The organism is Orrella dioscoreae, assembly GCF_900089455.2.
In the GTDB taxonomy this organism is placed as follows: Bacteria; Pseudomonadota; Gammaproteobacteria; order Burkholderiales; family Burkholderiaceae_B; genus Orrella; species Orrella dioscoreae.
In genome coordinates, this window is sequence record NZ_LT907988.1 from 3,556,684 (window position 1) to 3,577,591 (window position 20,908).

Annotated in this window: 14 protein-coding genes; 6 read left to right on the plus strand and 8 right to left on the minus strand. The window is 65.6% G+C overall.

Annotation, left to right across the window (positions count from 1 at the left end):
• Nucleotides 1–3: 3 nt before the first annotated feature.
• The 4 genes from macA to ODI_RS16520 all read right to left on the minus strand — a co-directional run bounded on the left by macA (nt 4) and on the right by ODI_RS16520 (nt 4,999).
• On the minus strand, nt 4–1,224 hold the full coding sequence (gene macA, locus ODI_RS16505; protein ID WP_067756805.1) for a macrolide transporter subunit MacA: 1,221 nt from the start codon (nt 1,222–1,224) through the stop codon (nt 4–6).
• A 192-nt stretch (nt 1,225–1,416) separates the two neighbouring features.
• Nucleotides 1,417–2,142: a peptidoglycan DD-metalloendopeptidase family protein gene (locus tag ODI_RS16510; protein WP_408635841.1), complete on the minus strand. Its 726-nt coding sequence runs from the start codon at nt 2,140–2,142 to the stop codon at nt 1,417–1,419.
• A 477-nt stretch (nt 2,143–2,619) separates the two neighbouring features.
• Nucleotides 2,620–3,264: a TetR/AcrR family transcriptional regulator gene (locus ODI_RS16515; protein ID WP_067756808.1), complete on the minus strand. Its 645-nt coding sequence runs from the start codon at nt 3,262–3,264 to the stop codon at nt 2,620–2,622.
• An 88-nt stretch (nt 3,265–3,352) separates the two neighbouring features.
• Nucleotides 3,353–4,999, minus strand: coding sequence for a DUF342 domain-containing protein (locus ODI_RS16520; protein WP_067756810.1), 1,647 nt, complete (start codon nt 4,997–4,999; stop codon nt 3,353–3,355).
• A 203-nt stretch (nt 5,000–5,202) separates the two neighbouring features.
• Here ODI_RS16520 and ODI_RS16525 point away from each other — a divergent pair, with 203 nt between their 5' ends.
• The 6 genes from ODI_RS16525 (at nt 5,203) to ODI_RS16550 (ending at nt 9,831) form a co-directional block, all read left to right on the plus strand.
• Entirely contained in the window at nt 5,203–5,859 is a 657-nt protein-coding gene (locus tag ODI_RS16525) for a gamma-glutamylcyclotransferase (RefSeq protein WP_074046827.1), read from the plus strand.
• Between the two features lie 49 nt (nt 5,860–5,908).
• Nucleotides 5,909–6,541, plus strand: a complete 633-nt coding sequence (pdxH, locus tag ODI_RS16530; protein ID WP_067756813.1) for a pyridoxamine 5'-phosphate oxidase — start codon at nt 5,909–5,911, stop codon at nt 6,539–6,541.
• A 72-nt stretch (nt 6,542–6,613) separates the two neighbouring features.
• Entirely contained in the window at nt 6,614–7,120 is a 507-nt protein-coding gene (locus ODI_RS16535; RefSeq protein ID WP_067756816.1) for a flavin reductase family protein, read from the plus strand.
• A gap of 28 nt (nt 7,121–7,148) precedes the next feature.
• On the plus strand, nt 7,149–8,264 hold the full coding sequence (locus ODI_RS16540) for an NAD(P)/FAD-dependent oxidoreductase (protein ID WP_067756819.1): 1,116 nt from the start codon (nt 7,149–7,151) through the stop codon (nt 8,262–8,264).
• Between the two features lie 13 nt (nt 8,265–8,277).
• Nucleotides 8,278–9,135 carry a formyltetrahydrofolate deformylase gene (purU, locus tag ODI_RS16545; protein WP_067756822.1) on the plus strand — a complete coding sequence of 286 codons (858 nt, stop codon included), beginning with the start codon at nt 8,278–8,280 and terminating at the stop codon, nt 9,133–9,135.
• A gap of 75 nt (nt 9,136–9,210) precedes the next feature.
• The gene (locus ODI_RS16550) at nt 9,211–9,831 is read left to right on the plus strand and encodes a plasmid pRiA4b ORF-3 family protein (protein ID WP_067756825.1); all 621 of its coding nucleotides are present in this window, start codon (nt 9,211–9,213) and stop codon (nt 9,829–9,831) included.
• A 227-nt stretch (nt 9,832–10,058) separates the two neighbouring features.
• On the opposite strand, the gene ODI_RS16555 is transcribed toward ODI_RS16550, so the two are convergent.
• From ODI_RS16555 to ODI_RS16565, 4 genes are all read right to left on the minus strand, one after another.
• Nucleotides 10,059–10,985: a hemagglutinin repeat-containing protein gene (locus ODI_RS16555; protein ID WP_082985412.1), complete on the minus strand. Its 927-nt coding sequence runs from the start codon at nt 10,983–10,985 to the stop codon at nt 10,059–10,061.
• A gap of 161 nt (nt 10,986–11,146) precedes the next feature.
• Nucleotides 11,147–11,452: a hypothetical protein gene (locus ODI_RS16560; RefSeq protein WP_197707103.1), complete on the minus strand. Its 306-nt coding sequence runs from the start codon at nt 11,450–11,452 to the stop codon at nt 11,147–11,149.
• A 204-nt stretch (nt 11,453–11,656) separates the two neighbouring features.
• Entirely contained in the window at nt 11,657–12,031 is a 375-nt protein-coding gene (locus ODI_RS22350) for a DUF6984 family protein (RefSeq protein WP_157929782.1), read from the minus strand.
• Nucleotides 12,003–20,729 (minus strand): hemagglutinin repeat-containing protein, encoded by an 8,727-nt coding sequence (locus ODI_RS16565; protein WP_098020928.1) that lies wholly within the window; start codon nt 20,727–20,729, stop codon nt 12,003–12,005. Before ODI_RS16565 ends, ODI_RS22350 begins: the two co-directional genes overlap by 29 nt.
• Nucleotides 20,730–20,908 lie beyond the last annotated feature (179 nt).

Genomic DNA, 20,908 nt, shown 5'->3' on the forward strand with positions numbered 1-20,908 from the left:
GGCTTACGCCCCCGGCGGCGGGCCGGGCGGCTGGCCGCCAGCGGGCGCCGCGGCGGCGCCAGGCACCGAGCCGACGACGACCTTCTCGCCCTCTTCCAGGCCTTCGAGCACCTGCGCCGACACGTTGTTGTTGATGCCCACACGGATCTGGCGCTCGGCGACTTGGCCATCCGCGCCCAGCACGCGCACGGTGTAGCGGCCATCCTTGCCGCGCGCGCCCAGCGCCGCCGACGGCACCACGCGTGCGCCCTTGGCTTCCGACAGCACGATGTTGACCTGCGCGGTCATGGAGATACGCAGCGTCTCTTCCGGGTTGGGCACGTCGAACAGGCCGTTGTAGTAGACGGCGGCGCTGGTGCTCGTGCTCGACGAAGACGACGTCAGCAGCGAATTGCTGTCGTCCTGCTGGATCGAATCGGGCGCCGGTTCGACGGCGCGCAGTTCGCCATAGTGACGCGCATCGGGTTCGCCCAGGATGGTGAAGTAGACCTTCTGGCCCGGCCGCACCCGCACCACGTCGGCCTCGGAAATCTGCGCCTTCACCGTCATGGTGTCGACCTGCGCCACCTTGATGATGGTGGGCGCGGTCTGCATGGCGCTGACCGTCTGGCCTTCCTTGGTAACGATGGCCACCACCACGCCGTCGATCGGCGAGGCGATGCGCGTGTAGCCCAGGTTGACGCGGGCCGTGTCCGCCTGGATCTCGGCCTGCGCGATCTGGGCGTCCAGCTGCGCGATCTCGGCGCGCGTGACGCCCAGCGTGGCCTCGGCGGTTTCGTATTCTTCGCGCGAGGTGGCGTCCTGCTTCAGCATCGCGGCCTGGCGCTTGAACACCAGCGTCGCCTGCTTCAGCGTGGCTTCCTTGGCCCGGCGCTGCGCGCGCACGGTGTTCAGGCCCGCCTCGGCATTGCGCAGTTCGTTCTGCTGCGTCATCGAGTCGATCTCGGCCACCAGCTGTCCGGCCTTCACCCGATCACCCAGCGCCACCTTCAAGGACTTCAACTGCCCCGACACCTGCGCCCCCACGCTCACCTGCCGGATGGCTTCGAGCTTGCCGCTGGCCAGCACGGCGTCTTCCAGGTCCGTCACGGTGACGGACGCCGTGGACGGCGGCGCCGGCGGCTTGGGACGCAGGAGCGTGAAGCGCAGGAGAATGGCCAACGCCAGCAGGATCAGGACGATCCACAGGAGTTTGCGGCGCTTGGGAGTCAGTATGCGAGTCATCGGCGGCATCGGTAACGGGCGAACGAGGTCACGAAAAAAGGTGCGTGCGCTGGCCGCGCGGCACGGGGATCAGGAGAACCCGCCACGCGGCGGCCCGTGTCAGGGCGAATCCTGACACAGGCAGGGACGAACCGGCGCGTGAAAACGGGGAATGGAAACGCGCTGCAACGACTGCCCGACGGGCAGCCAGGCTCAGCGCTTGGGCAGGAAGCGGGTCGGGTCGACCGACTTGCCGTCGTAGCGCAGCTCGAAATACAGCCCGACCTGGCTGCTGTCGCTGTTGCCCATTTCCGCGATGCGCTGGCCCCGCGTGACCTTCTGGCCCTCGGAGACCAGCAGCTTGCGGTTGTGGGCATAGATGGAGAGGTACTGTCCATCGTGGCGCACGATGATCATGTTGCCGTAGCCGCGCAAGCCGCTGCCGGAATAGGCCACGGTGCCCGCGGCGGCGGCCGTCACCGGCGTGCCGGCGGTATTGGCGATGGTCAGGCCGTTGTGGCTGGCGCCATTGAAACCACGCGCCAGCTTGCCCTCGGCCGGCCAGGCCAGCGAGATGCTGCGCGCCGGCGTGGTCGTGGGGCGCGGCGTGCGCACGGGCGGTTGCGTGGTCTGCGGCTTGCCGCCGGTTGCCGATCCGCCCGACGACGTGCTGGCCGTGGCGCCGCTGCGCACGCGGATCAGTTGTCCCACGTCGATGGCGTTCGGGTCCTTGATGCCGTTCATGTTCATCAGCGCCCGCACGGTCTGCCCGTTGTCGCGCGCAATGCGCGTCAGGGTGTCGCCGCGCTGGACCCGATAGAACCCTTCCGGCGTCGGCGGCGTGCTGGCGCAGGCGGCCAGCAACAGCACGATACCCACGCTGGCGAAGCGGCGAAGGCGGGAAATGAGAGAGGCGGTAAGGGCGAATTGAGCAGACACAAGCGACAGGGAATGGCAGGGCGGCGCCGACAGCGTACCAAAAAAAGCCCCCACGCCGCGCCTTCGGCTTGCTGCCCCCCAAGGGGGCCGCTTTTTGCCTTGGGGCGGCCCGGCGGCAAAAACAACCCCCACGCCGCGCCTTCGGCTTGCTGCCCCCCAAGGGGGCCGCTTTTTGCCTTGGGGCGGCCCGGCGGCAAAAACAACCCCCACGCCGCGCCTTCGGCTTGCTGCCCCCCAAGGGGGCCGCTTTTTGCCTTGGGGCGGCCCGGCGGCAAAAACAACCCCCACGCCGCGCCTTCGGCTTGCTGCCCCCCAAGGGGGCCGCTTTTTGCCTTGGGGCGGCCCGGCGGCAAAAACAACCCCCACGCCGCGCCTTCGGCTTGCTGCCCCCCAAGTGGGCCGCTTTTTGCCTTGGGGCGGCCCGGCGGCAAAAAGAAACCTCACCCCACGTCAGCGATGGCAGATCCCTGCGACCAATCATGACTTGGTCCCTTTTTCGCCGAAGGGCTTCGGCACCACGGGGTCGCAGAACGGCAGGTGGCTGACCGCGCGGATGGCGCGCGACATCTGCGCCACCACGTCCTCGGGCGTGAACACCTGCCTGTCCCGGATCGCGGCCTGGCTGATCGTCTCGTCGATGGTCCGCACCGCCCCCATGACGGCAACGGCGCACAGCCGCACGTCGAAATCCGTGGGCGACAGGCCGAGGCGGTCGGCGATGATGGCCGCCATTTCCGCTTCGCCCCCCTGATAGGACAGCAGCCAGGTGGAACGCAGCCCGGGTTCATCGGGCAGCTTGGCGATCAGCAGGACGATCAGCAGGCCATCGGAGATTTCCTCCACCGACTGGTGCCTGACGTCGAAGCAATCCGCCAGGTGCGGCTCGAGCGGCATGTCGCGCGGCCAACGGCGCAGGCCGGCCACGAACCGTTGCCACGATTGGGCGAAGAGCGGTTCGACGCAGCTTTCCTTGGTACGGAAATAGCGCCATACCGTGCGCTTGGAAATGCCCGCGGCCTCGGCGATGTCGTCGCCGCTGGTGCCCGCGAGGCCCCGCTCCAGAAACAACGCAGCCGCCAGCCGCGCCACCTTCAGGCGCGCATCGTCTTGCGTCGATCCCATTCAATCTCCACCACTGTCACCAAGTGACCAGTATGATGGCACTAAGTGACAGCAATGTAAAGCCTCGCAGGATCCGGCCCGGCGACCGTCAGCGCAGCACGACCTCGTCTTCCTCGAGGACGGCCTTGCCGCCCACGCCGGTGGTCTCGATGATCTGCATGCGCTTGACGCCCACGACCAGGTCGGTGCCGCCGCAGAAGCGGCGCGTGGCGTGGATGACGGCGCTGTAGGTCAGGCTGAGTTCGGCAGCCAGCGCGGTTTCGTCGGCCTCCAGCGTCTGCAGCTTGCCCACCATGGCGGCCATGGTGTTGCGCACGCGGTCGGCAACGCCGCCTTCGCCTTTCTCGGGGTTCGCCTGGAAAAAGGTCAGCAGCTTCTCCAGCTTGCCCAGCTCTTCGTTGACGGCGTGGCGCTCCTGCTCGATGGCGGCCTTGCGCGTGGCGGCATGCGGATTGACGCCCACGTGCACCTCGGTGGGCACGCCCGCGGGCGAACCGATGGTGCCTGCCCGCACCAGCAACAGCGCGCGGCAACGGCCGCCGGCAATGACACCCTGCTGGCTGCCGGGCGGGCCGGATTCGATGCTTTGCCCGGCCGCGACGTCGCTTTGGCGGATCTCGCCCTTTACCGCGACGTTGACGCCCGCGCTGATCACCGCGTTGTCGATGAAGCGCGCCTGCACCGACCCGCCACAGGTGATGCGCGCGGTCTTGGCCGCGCCGTCGGCGGGGTTGGTCACGGTCGACTCCGGTGCGCCGATGATGCCGCCCGTGACGATGACGCTGCCGCCGGCCTCGACCGTGGCGGCTTCGATCGTGCCTTGCACGACGACATCGCCGCCGACATGCACCGACATGCCGGTCTTGATGTCGCCTTTGACCTTGAGCGTGCCTTCGAAGCTGATGTTGCCGGTGGACAGGTCCACGGCATCGACCTCGACCAGCGGGTTCACGTTGACCCCCTGCGCTTGCGGCATGGGCACGCCGGCCACGGTGGCAACCAGCAGGCAGGGATCATCGGCAGAGGGTTCGGACCCGGACAGGCCCGGCGGGAAGGGAATGTCGATGAGGGTGGCAGGCGCAATGGCATTGCCCAGCACATCGCGGCCCTCGATGCCTTGCACCGCGGGCACCCGCCGCATCAGCGGCGTGCCCGGCGCGACCAGCAGCAGGTCGCCCAGGGTGCGGTAGTCCACCAGCGCCGAGGCGTCGTCGGCGTCCTCGGCCTCGGGCTCGGGTTGGCGCCGCAACGCGTCCAGCAGGCTCTCGAAACGCGTGGCCCTTCCCTGCACAGGCGACAGGCCGCGTGCCACCACGGCATCGCGGCAGGCCCGGGCGGCGACGGCGGCCTCGACCTGGGCATCGTCGATGCCGAAGGCGACATTGCGCTGGACCAGCATATCGCGCACCTGCTGTGCGGTGACCGGCAGACCGCCGCGCGGCGCCTCGATCGTCAGCAAGGCGTTCATGCGGTCATGCGTGATTTCCAGCGACAGCGCGCCATCGCGGACCTCGCCGACGACCGCCTGGATGGGCTCTTCGGCGCGCCGGCAGGCATCCAGGAACTGCGCCATTTCGCGCTGGTCCAGGACAGCGGCGTCCCAGCCGTGCTCGGCCAGCGCCTCGGCAATGGATTCCGGGCCGATGTTTTCTTCTTCGTCTCCTGGCGCGTAACACGCCCTGACGGACCGTGTGGCCTCGTCCAGGACGAAGCGCAACCCCTTTTCGTCGACCATTGCCCCCTCACTCGAGAATATGCCGAACATCGCGTTATGTTTCAAATTATATCCGATGGGTTGCTAATACCGCCTTGTTTTTGCGCAAATTTCCCCCTGAGAAAACCCTCGTATCGGTGGCGTTGCCGGCGCAATACAGACCGTTACTTGATTCTCGACAAGCAAGCTTGCCGCGCGGACAATACGGGCTTGCCCGAGCAAAGATGCCCGTGAATCCTTCAGCCGCGCCCATCATCGTCCGTCCTCACCCAGAGATCCCCTTGTGGAGCGAAGCCCAGCGCCTCGCCTCCATGAACCAGGCACTGGCCCAGATCCAGACCGGCCAGGAAGTCTGGGTTTTCGGCTACGGCTCCCTCATCTGGCGTCCCGACTTCCCCTACGCCGAACGGCGTCTTGCCACCCTGCACGGCCACCACCGTGCGCTGTGCCTGTGGTCGCGCGAGCACCGCGGCACGCCGGAATGCCCGGGACTGGTCTTCGGCCTGGATCGCGGCGGTTCGTGCCGCGGCGTGGTCTACCGGCTGGCCGACGAGGAAATCGCCCACGTCTTTCCGCAACTGTGGGTGCGCGAGATGACCACCGGCTCCTACCTGCCCCGCTGGCTCAACTGCCAGACCGAGGACGGCGACGTGCGCGCGCTGGTGTTCATCATGAATCGCGAAGGCCCGGGCTACATCAGCGAGTTGCCGCTGGAGGAACAGCTGGCCATCGTGCGCCGCGCCTCGGGCGGCTATGGCCCCTGCACCGATTACGTGCTGGAGACCGAACGCGCGCTGCGCCGTGCCGGCATCCAGGACCGGCGCCTGCAGACCGTGGCCCGGGCGCTGGAGGCGCAGCGTCACGATCTGCCGGAAGGCTGAGGCGTTACACTCGGCGTTTCACCCGCCCACCCGCCACCGGGAACGCCCCATGTCGATTGCCGACCTGCGCCAGACCTACGACAAGAACGTGCTGCTGGAAGATCAGGCAGCCAGTTCTCCCATTGATCAGTTCGGCCTGTGGTTCGACCAGGCCCTGGCCGGGAAGGTCCCCGAGCCGAACGCCATGACGCTGGCCACGGCCGATGCCGCCGGCCGGCCCTCCGCGCGCATCGTGCTGCTGAAGGGCTACGACCCCGACGGCTTCGTGTTCTATACCAACTACGAATCGCGCAAGGGCGAAGACCTGGCGGCACAGCCCTGGGCCAGCCTGCTGTTCTTCTGGCAAGCGCTGGAACGCCAGGTGCGCATCGAAGGACCGGTGGAAAAAGTCAGCGCCGCCGACTCCGACGCCTATTACAAGGTGCGCCCGCTGGGCTCGCGCATCGGCGCCTGGGCCTCGAAGCAGAGCCAGCCCATCAGCCGCGACGAACTGGAAGCCCGCAACGCGCAATACACGGCCTCGCTGGGCGAAGACCCGCCCCGGCCGCCGCATTGGGGCGGTTACCGCCTGCGGCCGGAAAGCATGGAATTCTGGCAGGGCCGCCCTTCCCGCCTGCATGACCGCCTGGTCTATCGCCGCGACGACGGCGGCATCTGGCGCGTCGTCCGTCTGTCGCCCTGACCTTGCCTCGACACCCCCACACGCCACGACCGGCCTCATCCGCGCCCGCTGCGCCCGCCTGATCGCCCCAGCATGACCGCAACGCCCACTGCCACCGACCCCGCCCACTTCCGCACCACGCTGGGCCGCTTCGCCACCGGCGTGACCATCGTCACGACGCGCGACGCGGCCGGCGCCCCGGCCGGCCTGACCGTCAGTTCCTTCAACTCGGTCTCGCTCGAGCCGCCGCTGGTGCTCTGGAGCCTCTCGCTGACCTCGTCCTCGCTGCCCCTCTTCGAGCAGTGCGACCGCTACGTCGTGAACGTGCTGGCGGCGGGACAGCTCTCGCTGGCCTCGCGCTTCGCGCGCGGCACGGCCGCCGAACGCTTCCAGGACCTGACGCTGGCCGAGGCCCCTGGCGGCGCGCCCATGCTGGCCGAACCCGGCGCGGCGTGGTTCGAATGCCGCAACCGCAGCCGCTACCGTGAAGGCGACCACCTGATACTGGTGGGCGAAGTGGAGCACTGCGGCTATACCGACGCGCCGCCGCTGGTCTATCACGCCGGCGGCTTCGACCTCACCCCCGCACTGCCGCGATGACGACGATGCGTGCCGTCCCGGTGCCCCGATGAGCCACGCCTTCGACATCGACTGCGTGGTGATCGGCGCGGGCGTCGTCGGCCTGGCCGTGGCGCGGGAACTGGCGCTGGCCGGACGCGACGTGCTGGTTGCCGAAGCCAGCGAAGCCATCGGCACCGGCACCAGCTCGCGCAATTCCGAAGTGATCCATGCCGGCATCTATTACCCTGCCGGCAGCCTGAAGGCGAAGCTCTGCGTCGAAGGCAAGCACCTGCTGTACGCCTATTGCGCCGAACGCGGCATCCCGCACGCACGCCTGGGCAAGCTCATCGTCGCCACGCGCCCCGAACAGAATGCCCAGCTGGAAGGCATCGCCGCCCGGGCACGCGCCAACGGCGTGGATGACCTGCGCCAGATCGATGCCGCCGAGGCGCGCGCGCTGGAGCCGGCCTTGCACTGCACGGCCGCGCTGCTGTCGCCGTCGACGGGCATCGTGGACAGCCACGCGCTGATGCTCGCCTTCCAGGGCGACGCCGAAAACGCGGGCGCACAATGCGTCTTCCATACGCCGCTGCTGTCCGGCCGCTTGCGGCCTCACGGCGGCTTCGACTTGCAGTTCGGTGGCGAGGACGGCATGCATCTGTCCTGTGCCACGCTGGTCAACGCAGCGGGCCTGCATGCGCCCACCCTGGCGCGGCGCATCGAAGGCCTGCCGCCGGACACCCTGCCCCAGGCCTATCTGTGCAAAGGCAGTTATTTCACACTGAGCGGCCGCGCGCCGTTTTCGCGGCTGATCTATCCCGTCCCGCAAGCCGCCGGCCTGGGCGTGCACCTGACGCTGGACATGGGCGGCCAGGCCAAGTTCGGCCCGGACACCCAGTGGATCGAGCACGAGGACTACAGCCTGGACCCCGCGCGCGCGGATGTGTTCTACGAGGCCGTGCGCGCCTATTGGCCAGGCCTGCCCGACGGCGCCCTGGCGCCGGGCTACACCGGCATCCGGCCCAAGATCTCCGCCCCTGACGCCCCCGCCGCCGACTTCGTCATCGCCGGACCCGCCATCCATGGCGTGCCCGGGCTGGTGAACCTGTTCGGCATAGAATCACCGGGACTGACCGCCAGCCTGGCGATCGCCCGGGCCGCCGCGGCCGCCCTGCTTTCCTGACCACGTTCCCATCATGTCGCAACACAACGATTTCATCCTGACCCTCTCCTGCCCGGACCGCACCGGCATCGTCTACCGCGTGAGCGGCCTGCTGTTCGAGCTCCAGGGCAACATCCTGGACGCGCAGCAGTTCGGCGACGAAGAGACGGGCCGCTTCTTCCTGCGCGTGCACTTCGACCTGCCGCAGGACATCGACGCCGACACGCTGCGCGCCCGGTTTTCGACGCTGGCCGCCGACTACGGCATGGACTGGCAGATCCACGACGCGCGCCGCAAGGCGCGCCTGCTGATCATGGTCAGCAAGCAGGGCCACTGCCTGAACGACCTGGTATTCCGCACGCACAGCGGCCAGTTGCCGGTGGAGATCGCCGCGGTGGTGTCCAACCACCCCGACTTCGCGCCGCTTGCGCAGTCCTACGGCATTCCTTTCCATCACCTGCCGGTCACACCCGACACCAAGGCGCAGCAGGAGCAACAGATCCTGGCGCTGGCCGAGCGCGAGCGCATCGACCTGGTGGTGCTGGCCCGCTACATGCAGATCCTGTCGCCCGACCTGTGCCGCGCGCTGTCGGGCCGCGCCATCAACATCCATCACAGCTTCCTGCCCAGCTTCAAGGGCGCGCGCCCGTATCACCAGGCCCACACCCGCGGCGTGAAGATCATCGGCGCCACGGCCCATTACGTCACGCCGGACCTGGACGAAGGCCCCATCATCGAACAGGACATCGAGCGCGTGGACCACACGCTGAGCGCGGCGGACCTGGCCCAGGTGGGCAGCGACGTGGAATCGCTGGTGCTGTCGCGCGCCGTGCGCAGCCATGTCGAGCACCGCATCCTGCTGAACGGCCACCGCACGGTCGTCTTCCGCTGAAGGGAAACCTGCTTGCGCAAGGTAATCGCGCGCTTCGCCGCCCTCCCCGCCCAACCATATACGGGGATTCTCGCTATGGCATCCGACATCACCCGAGAGCACAGTTGCGAAGCAGGCAACGTGAGCCATGCGAAAGCCGCGTCCTGTCGGGGCGCGGCGCTGGTGTTACGTATCGAACTGCGCCAAATCCAGCCCGTCATCTACCGCACGATCGTTGTGCCCAGCCGGATCACGCTGCGTAAGTTGCACGTGACCATCCTGCTGGCGATGGGCTGGCAAGGTGGACACCTGCACGAGTTCGTCATCAACGGCGTGCGTTACGGTGAACCCGACCCGGACTATCCGCAAGCCGGCCTGCAAAGCGAAAAGCGCGTAAGTCTGAATAAGGTCATCCAAGGCGCCAGTAGCTTCGATTATGTCTACGACTTAGGGGACCACTGGGAGCACGAAATTCAAGTGCTGGATGCGACCGAGTTCAACGAACCGCTGGGCGGACCGTGGTGCCTGGAAGGGGCCAATGCTTGCCCGCCGGAGGACGTCGGCGGAGAACCCGGCTATATGCACTTCCTGCAAGCCATCTCCGATCCCAACCACCCCGAGCACGACGATATGTTGCTTTGGCACGGCAAGCGCTTCGACCTTACCGCCTTCGACCTGCAGGAGGTCAACCAGCGAATGATGCAGATATGGGAGTAAGCGAGACGGTGGCGAAGTGCCTGACGGCTCCCTCTCCTCCCCTATGTCTTCTGCTGAATTGCGTGCCTGCTTGCAACCGCTACTCATCAGACAGTATGACGTCGCCAGCGCGCTTCTCAAGCGCATCAACCTCCTTGGCCGGATTCGTCAGAAATTGCCCCATCTCCCCGCAAACGCCGTCCCGATCTCAAACCCCGCCTCGATCTTCTCCTCGTCAAAGATCGGCTTCAGCGCCCCAGGGTGTCCGTCGTGTCCCGGTTCAAGGACGCGATCGTCTCGGCTGCACTCTTGCCCGTCAGCGCCTGCTGGGCAGCTTCGTCGCGGATCTCGATCACGCCTTCGCTGATGCCGCTGCGCGTGGTCGAGCTGGCGCTGCCGCTGGCTGACAGCGCTACAGGCAAGCCCATCGACAAACCGGACTTGTCCGACGGAACACTGCTAGCAGGCTTGGCATTGCCGCCCGCAGCGACATTCCCGTGCTTGTCTTGACCGACGCCGCCCTGACCGGCGCTTTCCCCGCCACCGCCACCAAACGAGTACCCGCCACCCACGCTCACCTGGCTGGCCGAGTACGTCGCACGGTTCTTGATGTCCTCGACCGTCAGCGTGCCCGTGCTCAGGTGATTCAAACCATCGGCCACTGCCTGTTGGCTGCTGGAGATCACGCTGCCGATCAGCGTGGTGTTGCCCCCCACGTCGATCAGGAAACCGCCGTCACCTGCCTTCAGCCCCGTCTGCTGCGTGACCGAGGCGTAGTCGCTGTTCATCTTGCCGCGACCGACGTTGCCTGCAATGGAGCCCGGCACCGCGCAGGTCACGCAGACGCTGCCGCTGAAGCCAGCGTTCTTCTGCTTCGATTGGTACGTGCTGGTGTCCTGCAGACTCTCCAGCAACAGGTTGCCGCCTACCGACGCAAGAATCTGGTCGGCCTGGCCCACTGCACCCCGCAACGAGGTGTCGCCGCCCGATTGCAGCGCCAGCACGTTGCCTGCCGTGACGTTGGTTTGCGTCCAGGTGCTGTCGCGGCCATCCGAGTTGCCGCGGCCGCTGGAGACGCCTGCGTTGACCGACACGCCGCCGCCTTCCACGCCCAGCGTGATGCCCACGCCCACGCTCGCGCTGCTGCTCTTGTTCTTCGTCTGCTGCGACGCCAGGTTCTTTGCCGCCTACTGCCAGTCAGGCCTACTCCACATTATTGTTACGGATAGAGGTGGCCAAATTAGCTCATAGCTAGTGAACAGACATGACAAATAGGATCACCGTTAATTAACGATCAAAAAATTTTGATAAAATCCAAAACCCACCAACGCACAAGTCACACAGGAACAAACAAAGAAATTAAATATTCCCCACCAAGTTCTTTTTTTAATTCTTCGCTTATCAACTCACCCTCTTCTGCAAATTTCCTCTCTTCCTCCGTGGTTTTAAACCCAGACAGAGCCGGATCATCGACATTTAAGGAGGCATCATAGGCAGCAGCCCATTTTTTAATTCTTATCTTAAGCGCATCGCTTAGAGGTAACACGTCCGGGTCAATATCTCCGAACTCCGCAGAATCATCATGCCATAGAGGATGGCAGTGATAATCAGGCATAAATTTTATTTTTTTCACAAAATCCATTTTTAATTTTTTCCAAAAATTTTAGCTATCCCCTCCCTCCATGACCAGAGTTAGATCCGTGGGCGACTAATAATCACCTTCCACTTCGGTGAGATTGATGCTGCCATCGCCATGGGGCCGAAATTTAGCTAACAAGGGATTTGTCAACTCTGCTGCGATATTACATCTAGGCATGATTCGATTGCTTAAAATCGAAATTTCAGACTAATAGAACTCAACCGTATCCCAATCAATTCCCAATATTGGCCCATCTGCCCATCTAATAAATTCCAACTCTAACAAACGGCCGAACTCGTCCGCGTAAAGCAGTATCGATATCTCTTCACCATCACAGTCGGACGCTTTTGCTTCCACCGAATAAAGGTGCTGCCCATGTGAGCCAGTACGGTTGTATCCCTCTAAGAAAAACACCAAACATTCTTCATTAGAATGTGTGGATTCTATTTTTGCGCAGCTGAGGTCTTGCAGCAAAATATCCTTTTCGCTGCCAGGGAGGCGCGAAGCAAACCCCTGAATCAAGTTCCTCTCCTGATAACTCAGTTCTCTCATTTCACTTAACCGGAAAAATAGTTCCAACATTTACAGCCCCTCCAGGCAATAGCCTGGCACGATATTCCACCTGCACCCCGTCTATAAAAAGTCTTCCAGAGACATTGGCATTCTCAGTCATGGCCGCCCTCATCTGCTGAATTTCTTTCGCAACAATGGCCTCTGCTTTAGCTACATTGACGCCCTCTTTCTGGAGACGACTACTGTAATGCGCGGTTCGAAAAATCGTTTGCTCTGCCCCCGAGGCAGTTTTCCCCGCCGTAGCAAGCGCATTTGCCTTCGCAGCGCTCACCTCAGATTGAGCGGCCGCCGCAGATGCCGCCCCGCTAACGAGCACCCCACCAATGACACCAGACTCCGATAGAAAAGCACTGTGCCAAATCTTCCGGGCGATAAAGCTGTCATCAGAGCTCAGATCGGCCAGCCCGTCCAGGATCGCCAATTCCTCCGGCTTCCACCCCGACCGCTGAAGCTCAGCCAAGGCATCAGCCCCGCCATCTGCATCCCGCAATTGCTGCTCACAAGCTGCTTCCCCCTCTGCCTTACAACCGAACAGCTTCGAGCCACCTCGTGAGACGCTGATGTCCTCGTACTTCTCCTTCGTCTCCTGCTGACACGCTGCTGGATCTCCTGCCGTCCTGCACAGCCTTAGATCATCCATCAGCGTCTGAATCTCTCCAGGCTTCAGGTAGTTGTTCTCGGCCTCGGTGCGCGCAGCCACCACGGCGGCAACCGCTTCAACCCCCGTCCCCAGGCTGATTGCAGCAACGATGCTGGAAATCAGGTTAACGCGAGACTCCTTCTCTTCCGAGCCTGCCGTCGCGCTGCTGCCTAGCAGCGCGCCCAGCACGGAGCTGGCGCTTGCGCCAAGCGCGCCTGCGCCGCAAGCACCGGCACTTGCCGCTGCTCCCACACATCCCACTACTGCGTGAAGCGCCGCACGAGCCGCCTCTGCTTCTGACCCTGTGCCCAGGGCGTCAGCGATAGATTTAACCTCGCTCGCAGCGAGCCCTTGCAGATAGTTCACCGCAGCCGATTGGACGAACTGGCCTGCTCCGCCCGTGACGTTACCGCCCGCTCCTGCGGCGACGGCGCTCAGAATCCGCCGATAGGAACCGCTAGCGCCCCACTGCCTATCCAACAAGATCGCATCGGCTTTGGCCTGATCTCGCTCAGCCTCTGTCAGCGACATATCGCCAGCACGCTTCTCAAGCGCATCCACCTCCCTCGCCCGATTCGTCAGGAACTGACCCATCTCCCCCGCAAACGCCGTCCCGATCTCGAAGCCGGCCTCGATCTTCTCCTTGTCAAAGATCGGCTTCAGCGCCCCCAGGGTATCCGTCGTGTCCCGGTTCAAGGACGCGATCGTCTCGGCCGCGCTCTTGCCCGTCAGTGCCTGCTGGCCCGCTTCATCTCGGATCTCGATCACGCCTTCGCTGATGCCGCTGCGCGTGGTCGAGCTGGCGTTGCCGCTGGCTGACAGCGCCACCGGCAGGCCCATAGACAAACCGGACTTGTCCGACGGAACACTGCTGGCAGGCTTGGCATTGCCGCCCGCAGCGACGTTCCCGTGCTTGTCTTGACCGACGCCGCCCTGGCCTGCGCTTTCCCCGCCATCACCACCAAATGTGTACCCGCCACCCACGCTCACCTGGCTGGCCGAGTATGTCGCACGGTTCTTGATGTCCTCGACCGTCAGCGTGCCCGTGCTCAGGTGGTTCAAGCCGTCGGCCACCGCCTGCTGGCTGCTGGAGATCACGCTGCCGATCAGCGTGGTGTTGCCCCCCACGTCGATCAGGAAACCACCGTCACCCGCCTTCAATCCCGTCTGCTGCGTGACCGAGGCGTAGTCGCTGTTCATCTTGCCGCGACCGATGTTGCCTGCAATGGAGCCCGGCACCGCGCAGGTCACGCAGACGCTGCCGCTGAAGCCAGCGTTCTTCTGCTTCGATTGGTACGTGCTGGTGTCCTGCAGACTCTCCAGCAGCAGGTTGCCGCCTACCGACGCAAGAATCTGGTCGGCCTGGCCCACTGCACCCCGCAACGCGGTGTCTCCGCCCGATTGCAGCGCCAGCACGTTGCCCGCCGTGACGTTCGTTTGCGTCCAGGTGCTGTCGCGTCCATCCGAATTGCCGCGGCCGCTGGAGACGCCTGCGTTGACCGACACGCCCCCGCCCTTTACGCCCAGCGTGATGCCCACGCCCACGCTGGCGCTGCTGCTCTTGTTCTTTGTCTGCTGCGACGCCAGGTTCTGCGCCGCTTGCAGCAGGATGTCGCCCTCGGCCTTGAGCACCGCGTTATTGCCGGCGGACAGGTTCGAGCCTGTCACGGTGATGTCGGAATCCGCACCGCCCCCACGCGCCACGATGGTCAGGTCATTGCCTGCCGCCACGGTCGAGCCCAGCACGCTGGAAGACGAACGGTCGATGGTGGTCTGGCTTTTGCTGGACCCCAGACTGATGTTGACCGACACGCCGCCCACGCCGCCGTTCTGCATGACCGCATCCGCCGCATTGACGGCGGCAAGGGCGGTCGTGCCCAGGGCCAAGGCCTGCATGACCGGATCGCCGCTGCGCGACGCGGCATCGGCCATCTTGGCGCCAGTCTGCGCCGCGCTGACCACCGGATTGCTTGCGCTGACGGTAAGGCCGCTTTGCTTGACCTCGTGGAACTCGCGCTCTTGCGCGGTGTCGGTGACGGCCTCGATACGGATGTCGCGGCCCACCAGCGACACATCGCCCTGACGCGCCAGGACGTTGCTGCCGGCGACCAGCATCGATTCGCCGGCGTTGATGAGCAGGTCGCCCGTCACGCTGCCAACCGTGCTGCCGGTGTGGAAGACTTTCTCGCCGTCCAGCGAGTCCGTGGTCTGGCGCGACCCGTAGCTGATGCCGCCCAAGGCGCCGAAGCCGGACTTCTTCACGCGTTTGTAGTTGTATTCCTCGGAGACGTTCTCTGCCGCGACGATGTTAACGTCGCGTTCGGCCGAGACAACGACGTCGCCCATGCCGCCGATGTTGGAGCCCTGCACGGTGACATCGCGGCCAGCCATCATGACGACCGAGTCGCCGGTGAAGGTGGAGCCGATAGCCAAGGTCTGCCTGGCCTCATCGATAGTGTGAACACTTTTGGATGAGAAGCCACTGCGAGACTTGAAGTAGTGTTCGTCGCGCGCGTATCCGCTTGCCTCACCTGCAAGCAGGTTGATGTCGCGGCCCGCACCGACGGCCAACTGACCGTCGGTGGTCGCCTGCGCCGCCCGGGCATTGACATCCTGTCCGGCGATCAGGGTAAGGTCACCGCCCGCTGTAATGACCGAGCCAATTTCGGTAGTGCGCGAAACATGCGTATTGTTTCGACGGCTCCACGTGACAGCTTCGTTATGCGCCGTCTCGATTGTCTGCAGGTTGATGTCGCGGCCAGCTTGCAGACGAGCATCGTCACTGGCAGTCATGGCTGCCGCGGTGGCGGTGATGTCACGGCCAGCGACAATATCCAGCGTACCCGCATCGATGCGCGACACACCGCTGACGTACGTCCCCTGGGTAATGCTATTGGCGAACGTGTCGGTAGTGCTGACAAGGTTCACGTCGCGGCCAGCTTGCAACGCCACGGCATCGCCCTTGATGAGCGCAGCCACGTTGTCGATATCCTGGCGCGCATTCAGGTCCACGCGCCCGCCTTGGATCAGACTGCCTGCTTCGTTGCGAATGTTCTCCGCCGTCATGACCGTGGCATCGCGTGCACCAATCATGCCGCTATTGACGATGTCGCCCTCCACGTCCAAGGTCACATCCCTTCCGGCGATGAGGGTGCCATCTCCTTTCAGATCACCCTCACGCACCACCAGGTACACCTGAGGGACCAGGACGGTTTGGGTGGTGCCGTCAGGCAGCGTCACGGTCTGTGCCACCATCCAGACCAGGTCGGTGGTCAGGTGGCGCATCTGCTCGTCGGTCAGCGCCGTGCCCAGCGTCAGGCCGTACTGGCCGGCGAACTCGGCGCCCGCCGTCAGCAAGGCCTTGTATTGCGCCTCGTTGTCGGAGTAATCGCCCACATAGCGCTGGCCCGTGCCCGCCATGATCTGGTCGGCCACCAGTCGCTGTTCATAGAAGCCGTCGCCCAACCGCTTGAGCGTAGCCGCGCCATCGAAGGGATCGGGCGCCTGCGGCTGGCCTGCGCCGGGGGCAGGCGCGTTGGCGGCGGCGCCTTGCGTGCGCAACTGCTGCAGCAGGAAATCGCTGGACAGCACCTCCCGCCCCCCGAGGAATCGGCTGTCCGTCGCGACCAGATAAGGGGCATCCGGGGCCGTCAGCGTCTGGTAAAGGCTGCTGCGAGGCAAAGTGGCGGGCGGCGTAACGGTGCGCACCAGCCCGGAGCCCGGCAAGGAAATGGAAACGATGGGTGGTGGCGCAGAGGGCACGGCAACGCCCGATGCGCCAGGCCCGGCATTGCCCGTGGCAGGCACCACGGCGCCGCCGCTGGCGCTGGCCACCGCCAGGTCAATAGGTTGGGATTCCAGGATCCCGCTGTAGTCCGAGTAGCGGTACTTGCGTCGGTGATCTTCCTCATTGGTGTAGATCATCTGGCCGGACAACGTTGCCAGCCGCTCACCGGTGGCGCCGACATTGGTGATGGCCGGACCGGTTACCGACAACGCGCCGCCCGCCACGATCTGGCTCTTGTCATTGACGACGGTGCCGGACAGCGCCATGTTGCCGCCCGACAGGATGCGGCCAGGGTCGGAGGCCAACGTCTTGCTTTCGCTGATGGTCTCCGTCACCACGTAATACGTGAAGTCGCGAATCTGTCGGTAATAGACATCGACGTTGAATTCGCTGATCTTGGCTTGCAGGGCTTCATAGGAAGCCATCTTTGCCGCCAACGCTTGGTCGTAGGCAGCCTGGTCCGCCTTCTGCTGGGCCGTGCAGGCCCAGGGCTCGCACTCGACCGGCTCTACCGGCAAGGCAACAGCTGGCTGCACGACCTCGAAGACCTCCCAGATCCTGGGCGACGTGTCGAAGTGGAACTGCAGGGGCCTGAACGTGCAGCCGTTATCGTTGCAATCATTGCTCTCCGGCGTGAACGACGCCGGGATCGGTGCCGTAATGCCCGCACGCTGGCGGCCTCGGTGGGGAAAGTAATCGTAGGGCGGACCGAAACGCTCCTGCGGATACTTGTCGGAAGGCATCAACAAGCGCCGCGTGACGTTGCCTGCCAGCCAATCGAAGTCCTTGCTGCACGTCGCGCTCAGCTCATCGCAGATCCACGCCAACGCACCGTCGTGCATCTGGTCGCTGCCGTTCAATCGGTAATAGATCTTCGGCTGCTGCAGGATCTCCCGAACCTCGCTCTCAAACCGCAGATTCTCATTGCGCAGCGACACCGCCCCGATGCTGGCATGCCGTCCCGCCTCGATCGTGGCCGACGCATTGGTCACGGACTGCGCCTGCCCCGTGGCACGTCCATTGCCGTCCAGCGAACCGCCAATCCGCAAATCCTGATCCGCATAGATCAGCGCGTGCTCGCGGTTGACCAGCGTGCCCACACCAAGATCCATGTCGCCGCGCGAGGCGATCACACCCGCCACGCCGCCCGCCACGTCGTTCACCAGGCTGCCCGCCTGGATGGCGATGGCGTCGCCATAGATGCGGCCCACGTTGGTAACGCTGCCCGCGGTGATGCGCGTGAGCCCGCCGTCGATCAAGCCCGCGTTGTGCAACTGCTGCGAGACATTCAGCGTGGTGGTGCCATGGGCGACAATCTCGGCGCCTGCGCGGTTGGTCAGGCTCTGACTCCCGACGGTCAGGTCACGGCCCGCCGAAATGATGCCGGTGTTGTCCAGCCCCGCCCCCACGCTCAGCGTCAGGTCGCGGTTGGCAACCAGGCTACCTACATGCGTGTAGCCACCAGTCAGCGTCAATGCCAGGTCACCCTGTGATTGCAGCCGGCCGGCGCCCGTCAAGGCGTCGGACACCACGGCCAGGCGTTCCCCGGCGGCCAGCGTGCCCTGGGCGTTGCCCAGTTGGCCAGCGCGCAGTTCGGCCTGCGCCTGCGAGGACACGAGCCCTGCGGCGTTGTCCAGCGCGGCGGTGCGCAGATCCAGCGAGGCATCTGCGGCCAGTTGGCCGCTGGCGTTGTCGACACGGTCGGCCCGCACCGTCAGCGCACCGGCCAGCACGCCCAGCGGCTGCGTGGCGCCGCTCACACGCGTGTTGCGGTTGTCCAGCGCAGCGGCGCTCAGATCCAGCGCGGCGTCGGCCTGCAGCAGGCCGCCCAGGTTGGTGACCGTGCCCAGGGCCGTCACCGAAAGGTTCTTGGCGGCGATGACGCCGCCCTGGTTGTCCAGGGTGTTCGCTGACAAGGTGGCGGACTCGCCCGCCGCGATCGTGCCTAGTCGGGTGTCGAGCTTGCCTTGCAGCGTGGCGTCCAGCGTGGTCGCGGCGGTAAGCTTGCCGCCACCCAAGGCCAGGTCACGCGCGGCGATCTCGGCGGCATTGCCGTGCAACACGGCGTTGCCCGCATCGATGTCACCCGTGGCGGTCAATGCCAGGCGTTGGCCGGCAGATACGGTGCCCGAGGACAGGTTCAGCGTCCCGCCCGTCAGCGTGACATCCTTCCCTGCAGCGGCCAGGCCGCTGTGGCGCAACTGTGAGGCACCCAAGGTCAGGCTGCCCTCGCCGTCCAGTTCGCCCGCCACGCCCACGCCAGCCAGGATGCGGCCCGTGTTCGTCAGTTGGCCGTTGACGGCCTTGGCGTCCACGTTGCCGGTGGCAAGGACAGTGCCGGTGTTGTCCAGGCTGCTGCCTGCATTCAGCGTGGCAGTGCTGCCTGCCGACAGGATGCCCTCGTTCTTCAACGTGGTGCCGGCATCGGCCGTCACCTTGCCTCCAGCCTGTGCCCTGGCGGTGTTGGCCAGCGTCAAGCCCCGGTCCCCCTGCAGGAAGAGGTCACCGCTCAATGCGGCGGTGGTGCCCGCCAGCATGAGGTCGCGTTGCGCGCGCAGCGCCACGCTGCCATCGGCGGACAGGATGCCGTCGGCCGACAAGGTGCCGCCCGCCGTGGCACGCAGCGTGCCTGCAGCCTGGGTACGGGACGCCTGCGTGGTGCTGATGTCGCCTTGCGCGTTGGCGGTCAGGTCACCGCCCAGCGCCACCGTGCGGCCCGCCAATTGCATGCCGCTGCCGGCCTGCAGTGCCGCATGGCGCCCGGCCAACGCCTGCCCCGCACTGCTCAGGCCGGCGCCCGCCGTGGCGGACAGGTCCCGGCCCGCCTCAAGCTCCGCGGTCGAGGCGAGGTTCAAGACGCCGTCACGCGCAGTCAGCGACACGTCGTTGGCCGCGCTGACCGCGCCTTGCACGGTCAATCCGCCCGTGCCCGACAGCGTCAGGCTGTTGCCCGCGGACAGCGTGCCGCCGAAGACCGCGTCGCCCCCCTGGGCGCGGGCCAGCAGGTTGCCTGCCGCCTGCGTGCGCGTGCCCGCCGCCGTGACAAGACCGCCTTGCGCGGTGATGGACAGGTCGCCGCCCAGCGCGACGGTTGCCCCGGTGAGCTGCAGCGGCGCGCCGGCCACCAGCGTCACGTGGCGGTCGCCCTGCGCCTGGCCCGCCAACGTCAGCCTCTGCCCCGACTGCAAAGCCAGGTCGCGCGATGCCCACAGGCCTCCCGCCTGCGCCACCGCCAACGCCCCGCCCGCGGTCAACGTCAGGTCCTGGCCTGCTTGCAGCGCACCCCGCACGCTGGCGTCGCGGCCGGCTTGCAAGGCCAGCGTGCCGCCTGCGGTCAGGCGGCCTTCGGCTGCCAGGTCTCGCGCGGCATTCACGCTGGCCGTGGTGCCCGCCTGCAGCGCAGCGGTGGGCGCAAAGCGCACGTCGCCGTTGGCGCTGACTTCCAGCGCGCCCGTCAGTGCGGCCAGGTTGCCGCCCACGTTCACGCCCACGCCGGCTTCGGTGCCCACCAGCCGGATGCTGTTGGCGTACATGCCGCCCAGGGCCGCCAAGTCGATGGCGACGCCGGGCGCGGCGCCTTGCGCGGCCTGCGCCTGCACGGCGCCGGTGTTGTAGTCGACGATGTTGGCGCCCGCCACGGCATCCACGCGCTCGGCCCAGATGGACGCGTTGATCGCCAGCGCGCGCGCCAGCAGGTCCACCTGCGACAGGCCCGCGCCATACAGGCCCAGGCCGTCCACGCTGATGCTGCCCTGGCCGATATCGAAGCCCTGCACCGAGCCATCGGCGTTCAGGATCGGTCGGCCCGTGGTCAGCGTGCCGCGATGGGTGTTGAGGAAGCCGCAGCCGTCGCAGGTGATGCCCGCCGGGTTGGCCACGATGACGTTGGCCCGATGGCCCGCCACTTCCAGCATGCCGCGCAATTGCGAGGGGTTGTTGGCCGTGACCTGGTTCAGGATGGTGGTGGCGCGCTGGTTGCCCAGCATGGGGTTGCCGGCAATGCCGCCCGCCAGCTGCGACTGGCTGCCCGCGCCGCTGTTGTTCAGCACCACGCCCGACGGGCCCACGTTGAACTGCGTGTAGCGGTTGTTCGACACCCCGCCCGCGCTGGGCGGCGCGATGTTCACGACCGGCACGCCGTTGGGGCCCACGCCCACCACGGGCCGTTGTCCGGCGACGTTGCGGTCGACGGTGATGGGCAACGTCTGCGCCCAGGCGAGGGAAGGCACGACCTGGGTCAGCAGGACAAGGCTGGCGATGGCACGGCGCAGGAGGGTCATGGTTCACACTGCCTAAAAAGGAAATATCCGGCCATGCGACAGGCAGGCATTCCATTAATTGGAACCAAGCAAAGTAACAAGAAACATTATGAAAAACAACGACACTTAAATGACAGCCATCAATGCGGCAAATGCCATCCCTCTTTGGCGTGCCAGAAGCAAGCAGGGACATACCCAAT